This window comes from Deinococcus gobiensis I-0 (assembly GCF_000252445.1).
Lineage (GTDB): Bacteria > Deinococcota > Deinococci > Deinococcales > Deinococcaceae > Deinococcus > Deinococcus gobiensis.
Genome location: NC_017790.1, coordinates 1,069,220 through 1,081,306, shown reverse-complemented (window position 1 = coordinate 1,081,306; position 12,087 = coordinate 1,069,220). Strand labels below are relative to the sequence as shown.

At 72.1% G+C, this 12,087-nt stretch carries 12 protein-coding genes; 3 read left to right on the top strand and 9 right to left on the bottom strand.

Annotated features, from left to right (window positions below):
* Window positions 1-21 precede the first annotated feature (21 nt).
* The gene (locus DGO_RS04985; RefSeq protein ID WP_043801126.1) at window positions 22-921 is read left to right on the top strand and encodes a DUF4384 domain-containing protein; all 900 of its coding nucleotides are present in this window, start codon (window positions 22-24) and stop codon (window positions 919-921) included.
* A gap of 68 nt (window positions 922-989) precedes the next feature.
* On the opposite strand, the gene DGO_RS04980 is transcribed toward DGO_RS04985, so the two are convergent.
* The 5 genes from DGO_RS04980 to DGO_RS04960 form a co-directional block, all read right to left on the bottom strand.
* A complete protein-coding gene (locus DGO_RS04980) occupies window positions 990-2,003 on the bottom strand; it encodes a PIG-L deacetylase family protein (protein WP_145975250.1) in 1,014 nt (337 codons plus the stop codon).
* Between the two features lie 140 nt (window positions 2,004-2,143).
* Window positions 2,144-3,151, bottom strand: a complete 1,008-nt coding sequence (gene tsaD, locus DGO_RS04975) for a tRNA (adenosine(37)-N6)-threonylcarbamoyltransferase complex transferase subunit TsaD (RefSeq protein ID WP_043801122.1) — start codon at window positions 3,149-3,151, stop codon at window positions 2,144-2,146.
* 51 nt (window positions 3,152-3,202) lie between these two features.
* On the bottom strand, window positions 3,203-3,601 hold the full coding sequence (locus DGO_RS04970) for a barstar family protein (protein WP_014684390.1): 399 nt from the start codon (window positions 3,599-3,601) through the stop codon (window positions 3,203-3,205).
* Window positions 3,598-4,062: a guanyl-specific ribonuclease gene (locus DGO_RS04965; protein ID WP_043803235.1), complete on the bottom strand. Its 465-nt coding sequence runs from the start codon at window positions 4,060-4,062 to the stop codon at window positions 3,598-3,600. The genes DGO_RS04970 and DGO_RS04965 overlap by 4 nt, the downstream gene beginning before the upstream one ends.
* Before the next feature lie 94 nt (window positions 4,063-4,156).
* Window positions 4,157-4,981 (bottom strand): undecaprenyl-diphosphate phosphatase, encoded by an 825-nt coding sequence (locus DGO_RS04960; protein ID WP_014684388.1) that lies wholly within the window; start codon window positions 4,979-4,981, stop codon window positions 4,157-4,159.
* Between the two features lie 52 nt (window positions 4,982-5,033).
* Here DGO_RS04960 and DGO_RS04955 point away from each other — a divergent pair, with 52 nt between their 5' ends.
* Window positions 5,034-5,837, top strand: coding sequence for an aminoglycoside phosphotransferase family protein (locus DGO_RS04955; RefSeq protein ID WP_226991456.1), 804 nt, complete (start codon window positions 5,034-5,036; stop codon window positions 5,835-5,837).
* A 314-nt stretch (window positions 5,838-6,151) separates the two neighbouring features.
* The gene (locus tag DGO_RS04950; protein WP_014684386.1) at window positions 6,152-9,292 is read left to right on the top strand and encodes a DEAD/DEAH box helicase; all 3,141 of its coding nucleotides are present in this window, start codon (window positions 6,152-6,154) and stop codon (window positions 9,290-9,292) included.
* A gap of 26 nt (window positions 9,293-9,318) precedes the next feature.
* On the opposite strand, the gene DGO_RS04945 is transcribed toward DGO_RS04950, so the two are convergent.
* From DGO_RS04945 to rnhA, 4 genes are all read right to left on the bottom strand, one after another.
* Window positions 9,319-9,849, bottom strand: a complete 531-nt coding sequence (locus tag DGO_RS04945; protein ID WP_014684385.1) for a hypothetical protein — start codon at window positions 9,847-9,849, stop codon at window positions 9,319-9,321.
* 101 nt (window positions 9,850-9,950) lie between these two features.
* Window positions 9,951-10,439 carry a hypothetical protein gene (locus DGO_RS04940; RefSeq protein WP_014684384.1) on the bottom strand — a complete coding sequence of 163 codons (489 nt, stop codon included), beginning with the start codon at window positions 10,437-10,439 and terminating at the stop codon, window positions 9,951-9,953.
* A gap of 52 nt (window positions 10,440-10,491) precedes the next feature.
* Complete coding sequence (locus DGO_RS04935) at window positions 10,492-11,283, bottom strand: hypothetical protein (RefSeq protein WP_043801120.1); 792 nt, start codon at window positions 11,281-11,283, stop codon at window positions 10,492-10,494.
* Window positions 11,284-11,381: 98 nt separating this feature from the next.
* A complete protein-coding gene (gene rnhA, locus DGO_RS04930) occupies window positions 11,382-11,927 on the bottom strand; it encodes a ribonuclease HI (RefSeq protein WP_043801119.1) in 546 nt (181 codons plus the stop codon).
* Window positions 11,928-12,087: the final 160 nt, after the last annotated feature.

The window sequence follows — 12,087 nt, the reverse complement described above, 5'->3', positions numbered from 1 at the left end:
CGCGGACGGCATCCTACGGTCATGAAAAAGCTCCTGCCCCTGAGCATCGTCACTGCGGCCCTGGCCGCCACTGCCGGCGCCGCCCCGATCATCAGCGCCCAGAGCATCATCGTGAACCCGGTGCAGACCGCCCTGGACGTCCGGGTATGGACCGACCGCGACAGCAGCGGCACCCAGACCCCCAACTACGTGCCCGGCGAGCGCATCCGGCTCTACACCAGCGTCAATCAGGACGCCTACGTGTACCTGTTCAACGTGGACCCCCAGGGCCAGGTGGACCTGATCCTGCCCAACCGGTATGCCGGCGGCGCGAACTTCCTGAAGGCCAACACCACCAAGGTCTTCCCCGACGCCAACGACGGCTTCACCTTCGACATCGCCGCGCCCTACGGCCTGAACAAGGTGCTCGCGGTCGCCAGCCGCACTCCGCTGAACCTCGACCAGATCGCGACCTTCAAGTCCGGTCAGAACAGCTTCGCCAGCGTGAACGTGCAGGGCCAGCAGCAGCTCGCCCAGGCCCTGAGCATCGTGGTCAACCCCGTTCCCCAGGACACCTGGACCTCGGACACGGCCTACTACAACGTGGCCCAGCCCACCTCCGCCGCGCCGGTGCGCCCCGCGCCGGTCCAGCCCGTGCGTCCGGCGCCGGTGCGCCCCGCGCCCATGCAGCCCGCGCCGGTCCAGCCCAGCCTGCCCTGGCTCAACGACCGCAACTGGAACTACGAGTTCCAGCGCAGCGACACGCTGGCCCGCGTCCATGAGACCTACGCCTCGCAGCTGCGCTCGCAGGGCTACCAGCTCGTGGGCATCCGCCAGCAGGGCAACCAGATCCGCAGCGACTGGCGCCGGGGCCGCGACACGGCCCGCCTGGAAGTCAAGCAGCGCGGCGGCAGCTTCGCCGTCGAGATCGAGCGCCGCTGAGCCTCGAATAGAAAAGGGCCGGACCACCGCACAGGGGTCCGGCCCTTTTGCCGGTGATGGACCGCAGGTCAGGGTCCGGGCGTGCCCGCCGTCGCCGGAGCCGCGCCGCCGGGCACGTCGGGCAACGGCTGGGCCGACACCAGTTCGTTGCCGCGCACGAAGGCGTGCATGAACCGCCCGATGATCCGGGTCTGGGAGCGGTGGGCGTCCATGGCGCGCCGCTTGACCTGTTCTTCCTGCGGGGTCAGGTCCACCCGTTCCCAGGGCAGCCGGGTCGCCAGGGGCGGCACCGTCAGGGGCAGGCCGGGATGCAGGCCCTTGGGCACCGGCCACTCCAGCCCCCCGTGGATGACCCAGAAGCGCAGGCGGCTGCTCTGGCCACGCTCGGCCATCAGCCGCATGGCGATGTAGGAGACGGTGTGATGGTCGGGATGGAAGTCCTGCGGCGCGGGCACCAGCACCACGTCGGGCTTCACGCGGTCGAGCACCCGCCGCAGGTCGGCTTCCAGCGCCTCGCCGGTGAAGGGCGCGCCGGGGGTCAGGGCGCCCCGGACGTATACCGCCGAGGCGCCGGTATGCACCGAGCGGTAGGGCGTGACGTAGTTGGTCGTGTAGAGCCGCAGCAGGCCACCGTCGGGGTAACCCAGCATGAAGGTGTGGTCGCCGGGCACCCCCAGCACGCGGGCCGCCGCCAGGGCCTCGGCCGAGCGCTGCTGGCCCAGGTTGCGCATGCTCGGGCCGCGTGGGCGCAGGGCATGTTCGGTCAGGACACCGTCGAGTTCGAAGCCGTCGCCCGGGGTGATCCAGGCGACGTACACCTGCGCGCCCGCCGCGCGGGCCTGCTGGAGCATGCCCCCGCAGCACAGCGACTCGTCGTCGGGGTGCGGCGAGAGCATCAGGAGGCGCTGCCCGGCGGTGACCAGGGGCGCGGCGGCGGGCAGGGTGGCGACCCGCGCGGCGCTGCCCGGAAAGACCCGGCCGAAGGTGGGCAGATTGATCCAGGCCGACAGCGCCACGATGGCGGCCAGGGCCACCCAGATCAGGACGCGGTTGCGGCGGGAGCGGGAAGTGAGTGTCGTCAAGAACCGTCCTCCAGAGGGCCGGTCCAGGGGCGGCCCGGCGCCCAGCCTACGCGCCGGATAGGCTTCCGGTCAGCCCGGATGCCCCTGGACCCGGTTCAGGGTGACGGGGGGGGATCAGGCCCATATGAATGGCCCGCGGTTCAGGTCCCCGGAACCGTCGCCAGCGGGGCGTAGGCCTCGGCCCCCACACTGAGCGGGCTGGGCGCGCGCCCGGCCGTGATGGCGGCGGCCCCCGACAGGGCGATCATGGCCCCATTGTCGGTGTTCAGGCCCGGCCCGGGAAAGACCACCCGCAGCCCGGTCTGCCCGAAGGCGGCCCGCAGGGCGCGGTTGGCCGCCACACCGCCCGACACCACGACCGTCTGGCGGCCGGTGGCCTGGGCGGCGCGCACGGTCGTCTCGACCAGGGTGCGCACGGCGGCCTGCTGGAAACTGGCGGCGAGGTCGTCGGGCTTCGCGCCCGCGCGGTGGGCCAGCAGGGCCGCCGTCTTGAGGCCGCTGAAGCTGAAGTCGAAGCCGCTCTGGCCCTTCAGCGGCGGCTTGAAGGCCACGGCGTCCGGGTCGCCGCGCGTGGCCGCCTCCCCGATGGCCGGGCCGCCGGGGTAGCCCAGCCCGACGAGGCGCGCGACCTTGTCGAAGGCCTCGCCCGCCGCGTCGTCGCGGGTGGCGCCCACCAGCCGGTAGTCGCCCGGCTCCAGCACGTCGAACAGGTGGGTATGCCCGCCCGAGACGACCAGCGCGAGGTAAGGGGCGTCCAGCTCGGCCTCGGCGGCGGCGGCGAAGATGTGGCCCTCCAGGTGGTGCGCGGCGTAGAAGGGCACGCCCAGCGCCTGCGCCAGCCCCTTGCCGTACATCAGCCCGACGAGCAGCGCCCCCACGAGGCCGGGACCGGAGGTGGCCGCGACCGCGTGGAGATCGCCCAGCGCGAGGCCCGCGTCAGCCAGCGCGCCCTCCAGCACGTCGTCGATGCGCTCGACGTGTTCGCGGCTGGCGAGTTCGGGCATCACGCCCCCGTACTGGGCGTGGACGGTCTGCGACCACACCCGATTGGCCCGCACCGCCGCCCCCCCGCCGGGCAGGAGTTCCACGATGCCGACGCCCGTGTCGTCGCAGGAGGTGTCGATGCCCAGGATGTAGCGCGCGTTCATGCACCCCGGAGCATAGCAAGGCGGGCCAACGGGAAGTGGGGTCGCTGTTCCCTACCAGTGCTTCGTGTCGCTCTCGGGTTCCTCGGCCAGCAGCCACAGCGCGCGCCCCTGCCCGGCGGCGTCCTTCTGGGCGTCGCACAGCACGCCCTCCAGCTCCCGGGCCAGCCCGGCGGTGCGGCGGCGGAACCGGGCGTAGTCGCACAGCATCAGCGCGAAGCGGGCCGGGCGCTGGCCGGGGTCGGTCAGCACGTCGTACAGCGCGTCCCAGTTGCGCCCGAAGTTCTGGGTCAGCCCCAGCCCGGACAGGAAGGCCAGCATCAGGGTCTCCTTGTCGCGCACCGCGCCGAAGTCCACCTCGCGCACCGCCACCTGATACCCGGCGGCCACCAGCCGGACGTCGTGCGGCGCGGCCTGTACCCCCTGGGGCGCGTCGGCGAAGGGATTGATCATGACCGGATCCTCCGGAAGGAGGCGTAGTGGTCGGCGGTGTAGTAGCACTCGGCGGTGCTCGTCTCGGGCTGGCCGCCGCACACGATGCGCCGCGCGCCCCGGTCGCTCTCGCCGGGGGTACGTACCGTGTACTCGCGGTAATACCCCCGCGTCTGCCGGGGCAGGAGGCCCTCGCGGTTGCCGAAGGTCACGCCGTCCTTGCTGTACCGGAAAGGACCGCCGCGCGCCACGAGCCCCAGCAACTGCTGGCCCTCGCGCGGCAGGGCGCTGGCGTCCACCCAGGCCAGGCCACTCTCGGGGTCGCGCCCGGCCGTACCGGTGGTCGGCGTCTGGCGTGCGGTGGTCTGGGGCTGAGAAGCCTGGGTCTGGCCCGTCTGGACGGAAGTGCCTTGGGCCTGACCGGGAGAGTTGCACCCGGCGAGCAGGCCGGCCGCCAGCAGCAGGGGCAACAGGGTGCGCATGATCACGCTGCCAGTGTAGGGCGCGCGTCCTGACCGCCGCATGAAAAGGGCCGGAAGGGCCACTGGGGCACCTTCCGGCCACGCGTTTCCCTGCTCAGGCCAGCGAGCCGTTGGTCATGACGCCCGTGGCGATCAGGAGCAGGATCAGCGCTCCGACCACCACGCGGTACACCGCGAAGCCCTTGAAGTTGTTGGTCGAGACGAAGCGCAGCAGCCAGCCGATGGCGAGGTAGGCCACCACGAAACTCACGGCCGCGCCCAGCACGACGTTCACGATGCCGATCTGGCCCAGGATCTCGCGGCTCTTGATGAAGTCCAGCAGCGCCGCGCCGCCCAGCGTGGGCACCCCCAGGTAAAAGCTGAACTTGGTGGCGGTGGGACGATCGAGCCCCAGCACCATGCCGCCCAGGATGCTGCTCGCGCTGCGCGAGAAGCCCGGCCACAGCAGCGCGAGGCACTGCACGGCCCCGATGAGCAGCGAGCGGCCCACGCCGATGGTTTCGATGTCGTGGACCTTGGGCGTGGCGCGCCGGCTCTCGACGAGCCACATGATGACCCCGCCGACGATGAGCGCCCAGGCGACCACGCTGGGCCGGAACAGGTTCGCCTTGATCACGTCACCGAACAGCAGGCCCAGCACGACCGCCGGAATGCAGGCCACGACCACGCCCAGCCACAGCCGCTGCTGGCCCCGGTCGCTGCCGATGTGCCGGATCTTGAGAAAGTCGCGCCAGTAGTACGCCAGCACCGCCAGGATCGCGCCGCCCTGGATGACCACCTCGAAGGTGTCCTTGACCTCCTTGGGCCAGGGCACACCCATGAGGTTGCCCGCGAGGATGAGGTGACCGGTGGAACTGATGGGCAAAAACTCGGTGATGCCCTCCACGATTCCGTATACGATGGCGTAGAACCAGTCCATAATCTCCGCCGAGTGTAACCCGCCCCACGCTACGGGCCGCATCCTCCGAAAGGTGCAGACTGGGCAGGTGTTCACGCCCTGGCTGCGCCGCTGGAACCTGACCCCGGACGGTCCACCCCGGCGCACCCCCAGCAGCGACCTGCTGCCGGTGCGCGCCGGGGGCCGCCCCGCCATGTTGAAGCTCGCCCACAGCGCCGAGGAACAGACCGGTCACCGCCTGATGGTCTGGCTGGACGGCGGGGGCGCGGCGCGGGTGTATGCCCACAGCGGCCCGGCCCTGCTGATGGAAACCCTGCCCGGCGGGGACCTGACCGGCCTGCCCCCGGCGGGCGACGACGACGGGGCCACCCGCGTGCTGTGCGCCGTCGCTGCCCGGCTCCACCGGCCCCGCCCGCAGCCCTGGCCGGCACTGCCCTCCCTGCGCACCCGGTTCCGGAGTCTGGAAGCCGCCGCGCCGCAGGGCGGCCTGTACGCGCGGGCCTGGGAGCGTGCCCAGGCGCTGCTGGGCACGCCGCAGGACCTGCGCCCGCTGCACGGCGACCTGCACCACGGCAACGTGCGGCGCGGGGCCGGAGGCGAGTGGCGGGTCATCGACCCCAAGGGCCTGATCGGCGAGCGGGGCTTCGACTACGCCAACATCTTCTGCAATCCGGACCTCGACTTCGCCGCGCGGCCCGGCCGCCTCACCCGGCAGGCGGCGCTGGTGGCCGACCTCGCGGGGCTGGAGCGCTCCCGGCTGCTGGCCTGGGCCCTGGCCTACGCCGCCCTGTCGGCGGCGTGGCACCGCGAAGACGGCGACCCGGCCAGCGCCGCCCGGACGCTGGAGATCGCGGCGCTGGCCGAGGCCGGGCTCTAGAGCTTGAGGACCGCCGCGCGCCTGGTCATCCCCCCGCCCACACCCACACCGCCGCCCCGACTCCACCCCCGGCCCGCCTATCCCCGAAACTACGGCCATGAACGACAAGACCCGCCTCTGGCTGCGCCGCTGGCTTCCCCTGCTCCTGTTCGTGGTGATCGGCCTGCTGACCCTGGCCCAGGCCTGGCTGAGCGTCCATCCTGGCTAGGCGGCCCCCGCCCGGCCGCGCCGCGCGACGGTGAAGGCCGACCGTCTCTGCCCTCTCTGTCTGGCCCCTCTCTGTCTCGTTTGGGCGGCCCGCGTACAATCCTCGGGTGACGGTCGCCGCGCCCAACCTTTCCAAACTGCTGCCCCCGGCCCCGGCCGGCAATCTGCTGCAACTGCCGCAGGTCGCCCGCGCCGCGCTGTTCGCGGCCTTCCCCGGTCCCGCCGTGCTGCTGTGTACCCCCGAGCGCGCGGCGACCTACGCCTCGGCCGGCGCGCTGGGGGCGCCCGTGAGCGTGAATCCGGGCCTGCGCGACTGGGACACCCGGCACGAACACGTCGTGCTGGACGTGAACACGGCGCTCGACCTCTTTCCCTCGCGCCCCGAGGACCATGCCCTGACGCTGGCGGTGGGCCGCAGCCTGCCGCGCGAGGAGCTGCTGAGCCGCCTGGAGAAACTGGGCTACGAGCGCGGTGAGGAACCGGGCTTCGAGCTGCGCGGCGACACGCTGGAGCTGCGCCTGGAGCCGGGCGCGGGCCTGCCTCAGAATGCCGAGGAGGGCCTATGGATCCGCGCCGAGTTCTTCGGGGACGAGGTGGACACCCTGCGCCAGCTCGCGCCCGGTGAGCTGACCGGCGAGAAGATCGGGCACTTCACGCTGGAGCCCACCACCGACTACCTCAGCGAGGTCCGGTGGGACGCCACCCGGCTCGACCTCCTGCCGGGGCGCGTCTTTCTCGACTCGCCGGAGTTCTTCGCGTCGGCGCTGGGGGTCCTGACCGATACGCTGTGGCCGCGCCTGGAGGGCCGCGAGGTCACGGTGTTCGGCCGCTCGCCGCTGGAACTGCCCGACCTCGACACCGGCCTCCAGACCCTGCCCTTCTACCGCGCCCGCCTGACCGACCTGGAACGCGACGTGACCGAGTGGCGCGGCGCGGGCTACCGCGTGCTGATCCTGGTGCGTCACGACCGCACCGCCGCCTACCTGGCCGACAAGCTGCTCGGCACCCACGAGATTCCCTGGCTGAACATTCCGCGTGTGCAGGAGGGCGGCCTGGGCTTCCTGCGGGCGGGCGGCGAGGGCGGCTTCGTCATTCCCGAGCACAAGACGGTGGTGCTCACCGAAGACCTGATCTACGGCTTCCAGGGCGGCTCGGCGCTGCGCGGCAAGAAGCTCGGGGGCAAGCCGGTCACCGACGCGCTGGGCTTGCAGGTGGGCGACTACCTCATTCATCCCGAGCACGGCATCGGGCAGTTCCAGGGGCTGGAGACGCGCAAGGTGCTGGGGGTCACGCGCGACTACCTGAACCTCGAATACCGGGGCGGCGCGCGCCTGAGCGTGCCCATCGAGCAGCTGCCGGTACTGCGGCGCCACCCCGGCACCACCGACGACCCGCCGGTCCTGAGCAGCTTCGACAAGAAGGACTGGGCCAAGGCCAAGGAAAAGGCCCGCAAGAACGCCGAGGCGGTCGCCGCCAAACTGCTCGTGCAGTACGCCGCGCGGCAGGTCACGCCGGGCAACAGCTTCGGGGCGCAGCCCGAGTGGGACAGGCAGATCGAGGAGAATTTCGCCTTCGAGCTGACGGCCGACCAGAAAACCGCCCTCAAGGAGACCTTCAAGGACCTGGAGGCCGCCAACCCCGCCGACCGCCTGATCTCGGGCGACGTGGGCTTCGGCAAGACCGAGGTGGCGCTGCGGGCCGCACACCGCGTCGTCGGGCACGGCAAGCAGGTCGCCATCCTGGTGCCGACCACGCTGCTGGCCGAGCAGCACACCTCGACCTTCGTCGAACGCTTCCGGGGCCTGCCGGTGCGCGTCGAGGGCCTGTCGCGCTTCACGAGCGACAAGCAGTCGCGCGCCATCCTGGGCGACCTCGCGCAGGGCAAGGTGGACATCCTGATCGGCACGCACCGCCTGCTCTCGGGCGACATCACCTTCAAGGACCTGGGCCTGATCATCGTGGACGAGGAACACCGCTTCGGGGTATCGCAGAAGGAAAAGCTGCGGGCGCTGCGCGGCCTGCCCGACACGGCGGGCGGCAAACTGGAAGTGCCGGGAGACGTGACGGCGGTGGACACGCTGGCCCTCTCGGCCACGCCCATTCCGCGCACGCTGTACATGAGCATGGTGGGCCTGCGCGACATGAGCAGCATCCAGACGCCGCCCAAGGGCCGCCGGCCCATCCAGACGGTCCTGACGCCGTTTGACCCCGTCACCGTGCGCGACGCGATCATGACCGAGATCGGGCGCGGCGGGAAGGTCTTCTACATCCACGACCGCATCGCCTCCATCGGCGCCCGCAGCCTGTACCTGCGCAACCTCGTGCCCGAGGCGCGCATCGGGGTGGCGCACGGCCGCATGAACGAGGAGGAACTCGAAGAGATCATGATGGGCTTCGAGCAGGGGGCCTTCGACGTGCTGCTCTCGACGACCATCGTCGAGACGGGCCTGGACATCCCCGAGGCGAACACCATCCTGATCGAGCGGGCCGACCGCCTGGGTCTCGCGCAGCTCTATCAGCTCCGGGGGCGCGTGGGGCGCCGGGCGCAGACGGCCTACGCCTACCTGTTCTACCCGCCGCGCATGACCGAGAACGCGCAGCGGCGGCTGTGGGCCATCGCGGACCTGCAAGACCTCGGCTCCGGGCACCTGCTGGCCGAGAAGGACATGGAGATCCGCGGTGTGGGCAACATCCTGGGCGAGGAGCAGCACGGGCACGTGCAGGCCGTGAGCATCGACGTGTACACCGAGCTGCTGGCCGAAGCGGTCGCGCGCCTCAAGGGCGAGCCGGTGCAGGCTCCGCCCAGCGTGTCCATCAACCTGCCGGTGGACGCGCGGCTCTCGCCCGAATATTTCGCCGGACCCGACGGCCGCGAGGACGAGGAGGCGCGCATCGCCACCTACGGCCGACTCTCCGAGGCGCGGACCCTCCAGGCCGTCTCGCGCGTCGAGCGCGACCTGCGCAAGAAGTACGGGCCGCCCACCCCGGAGGTCCAGAATTTCATCGACCTCGCCAAGCTGCGCATGACGGCCGTCGCCCGGCGCGTGCTGGAGATCGGCGAGACGATGACGCAGCTCCAGATCACCTTCGCGTACAAGAAGCTCGACTACGACGCGGCGGGCCTCAAGCGCTTCCCGCACAAGACCGAGGTGGCGACCTTCCCGCCCTCGGTGAAGCTGGAGAAGCGCGGCATCAAACCCGACGACTACGCCCGCACCCTGATCGACCTGCTGGGGTATTTCGGGTAAGCGGCGGGGCGTCCCGCCCAGACCGCCTACCTCACCGTCACCCGCAGCGGCTGGGCGGGCACCTTCACGCGCAGGTCGTCGGCGAAGCCCGTGAGCCAGCCCTCGACCATGTACTCGCCGGCCGGCAAGTCCAGCGTGCGGGTGTAGGTCAGCGTCTCGCCCGCGCCCAGCGTGTCGCTGCGCAGGTCCTGGGCACACAGCCTGGGCTCGGCGCCCAGGGGGGGGTACACGACCTCGCGGGTACCCACCCGCAGCACGCGCACGGTCGGGGCGGTCACGCAGTTCTGGTCGTTGTCGCGCGGCACGCTCAGGGCGACCGGGGCGCTGCGCCCGCTGCGCAGGGTCAGGGTGAGGTTCAGGGGACCGGCGGCGCTGCGCGGCGCGCTCAGGGCCGCGCGCACGCCCTCCAGCGCGGCGGGCGCGGTCGCGGCCGGAACCGCCGGGGCCGTCTGGACCGGCCCGGCCGGGGCGGGCGAGAGGGGCGGCAGTTCCTGGGCCAGGGCGGGAACCAGGGTTCCCAGCGCGAGGGCCAGCGCGAGCAGCGTGCGTCGGGGCATGCCCCAGCCTAGGCGCGCGGCGTGACGCGAGTCTGAGGGCCAGGGCCGGCGGGGTCTCCCCTCCCCGGAGTCTGCTGGCGCTGGACCAGCAGCGGTCCGGATCAGTTTCCGGGCTTGAGTTCCAGGGTCACCACGCCCCAGGGCACCGGCTTTCTGGCGGCCCCGCCCGGCCAGTTCAGGTAGTTGCCGACCGCCTCGGCGTTCAGGGGCTTGTCGCGGTAGGACACGGGCGCCCAGCGCGCCTCGCCCGCCTCGGCGTCGGCAAAGGCGAGCAGGCCCCCCCGGCCCAGCAGGTCGGCCAGCTTGGCCCTGGGCGCGTAGCCGTCCGAGCACAGGAAGGTCACGGTGTAGCCCGCCGCCGCCAGCCGCGCCAGGTCGGCCACGTTGCGTCCCAGCACGTCGTCGAGGCGGTAGGCCTGTACCCGCACGTCGCGTTTGTAGAGCTGATCGGCCGGAAAGACGCCGGTCGTGACGGGCACCCCCCGCAGCGTCTCGGCATTCAGTGGAATGCTCAGGGCGGGCGCCTCCTGGGCGGCGGCGACACTGGCGAGGCCCAGGGCGGGCAGCAGAAGCAGGGCGAGGCGGCGCATCGGGACCAGTGTGCCGCAAGAAGAACGGGCGCGGGCACAAAGTCGCCCGGCGTCACTCCTCCGGCTCGCCCCGGTATTTGCCGTTCAGGTATCGGCCGTGGGCCCCCAGCATGCGCTGACGCTGCGCCGCGCGGCGGGCCCCGACTTCCTGCACCCGCGTCTCGATGAGGCGCAACTGTTCCAGCAGCTGATCGTCCGAGGCGCGGCTGGCGGGCACGGCGCGGTAGGCGGCCATCAGCTCGGGCAGGTCCTCGCGGGCCGCCTGCTGCACGTCGTAGGTGTCGCGCGACAGGGTCGGCTCGTCCTCCGCGAGCCGCAGCGCGTCGCGGGTGGCGAGCAGCGTGCGGCGAAAGGCGCTGCGGGCCGGGCCGTTCAGCGCGCCCTCGTGCTGGCGCAGCAGCCGCAGCAGCCCGGCCTCGTCGGCCACGGCGGGCGCAGGACCCGCGCGGTCCACGTCGGGGGGCAGGGTGCGCCCCGCCCGCAACAGGTTCAGGGCGCGCCGGCCGGTCCAGAAGGTGCCCAGCAGCCCCAGCAGCAGCGTGAAGGCCAGCAGCCACCCCGCGACCGCGCTGCCCGACGCCGCCCCGATGCCCAGCAACACCGCGACCGTGCCCAGCACCGAGGTGCCCAGCAGCGCCAGCACGAGCAGCACGCCCAGCCCCAGGCCGCGCCGGGCCACACTCGCTCCGCGCCGCAACCGGGCCGGGGCCCGGGCCTCCAACCAGGGGTCCTGCCCGTTGACGGACAAATCGAGGGCGGCGCGGCGCGCGGGGCGGATCAGGTAGCGCACCACGCCTGCGCCGGCGCGCGCCACGGTCAGCACAGTGGTGACATGCGGAGCCATACGTCTTCAGGGTACGCGGCGGGGGTGAGCCGGGTTCCCGGCGCGGAGCAAGCGGCGTTCATGCTCGGCCACCGGAAAGGTCCGGGTCCGGGCGCGGCTCACTTCGCGCGCAGCTTCTTGCGTTCCTGCACCGCCAGCACGTCCACCCGCTCGTTCTCGCCGTGCCCGGCGTGGCCCTTGACCCACACGAAGGTCAGGGCGTGCTTGCCCGCCTGGGCGATCAGCTCGTCCCACAGGTCGCGGTTTTTCACCGGGTCGCCGCCCGCCGTCTTCCAGCCGTTGCGCTGCCACTTGAGAATCCAGCCGTCGGTGAAGGCCTTGCGCAGATACTGGCTGTCGGTGACCACGCGCACCTGACAGGGCCGCTTGAGGGTCAGCAGGCCTTCGAGCAGGCCGCGCAGCTCCATGCGGTTGTTGGTGGTGTCCTCCTCGTTGCCGCTCAGCACGAGCTCGCGCTCGCCGTAGCGCAGGATGGTCGCCCAGCCACCGTGGCCCTTGGTGGTATCGCAGGCCCCGTCGCTGTACAGCTCGACCTCCTCGCCTGCGATGGGCACGGCGGGCTGGATGCCGGCCTTGAGGGGCAGCAGGTCGCGCGCCGCGTCCGTCTTCTTGCGGGCATAGGGAGGCTTGCTGGGGCGCGACATAGGCCGGCAACTCTAGCCTATCCGCGCCCGGCGGGTCTAGCGCCCCGGCGCCAGCGGCGGCAGTTCGGGCAGCTGGTCCTCGGTCGGGCGCTCGCCCGAGAAGTTGTCCGGAGCAGCGGCCGGCGCGGGGGTCTCGGGGCCGGGCTGCTGGGAACCGGGC

Coding starts and splice junctions, on each gene's coding strand:
- DGO_RS04970 (WP_014684390.1), bottom strand. CDS start 3,601: ATGATCAATCCCTTCGCCGACGCGCCCCAGGGGGTACAGGCCGCGCCG.
- DGO_RS04965 (WP_043803235.1), bottom strand. CDS start 4,062: ATGCGCACCCTGTTGCCCCTGCTGCTGGCGGCCGGCCTGCTCGCCGGG.
- DGO_RS04935 (WP_043801120.1), bottom strand. CDS start 11,283: ATGGCTCCGCATGTCACCACTGTGCTGACCGTGGCGCGCGCCGGCGCA.
- DGO_RS04960 (WP_014684388.1), bottom strand. CDS start 4,981: ATGGACTGGTTCTACGCCATCGTATACGGAATCGTGGAGGGCATCACC.
- rnhA (WP_043801119.1), bottom strand. CDS start 11,927: ATGTCGCGCCCCAGCAAGCCTCCCTATGCCCGCAAGAAGACGGACGCG.
- DGO_RS04945 (WP_014684385.1), bottom strand. CDS start 9,849: ATGCCCCGACGCACGCTGCTCGCGCTGGCCCTCGCGCTGGGAACCCTG.
- DGO_RS04985 (WP_043801126.1), top strand. CDS start 22: ATGAAAAAGCTCCTGCCCCTGAGCATCGTCACTGCGGCCCTGGCCGCC.
- DGO_RS04940 (WP_014684384.1), bottom strand. CDS start 10,439: ATGCGCCGCCTCGCCCTGCTTCTGCTGCCCGCCCTGGGCCTCGCCAGT.
- tsaD (WP_043801122.1), bottom strand. CDS start 3,151: ATGAACGCGCGCTACATCCTGGGCATCGACACCTCCTGCGACGACACG.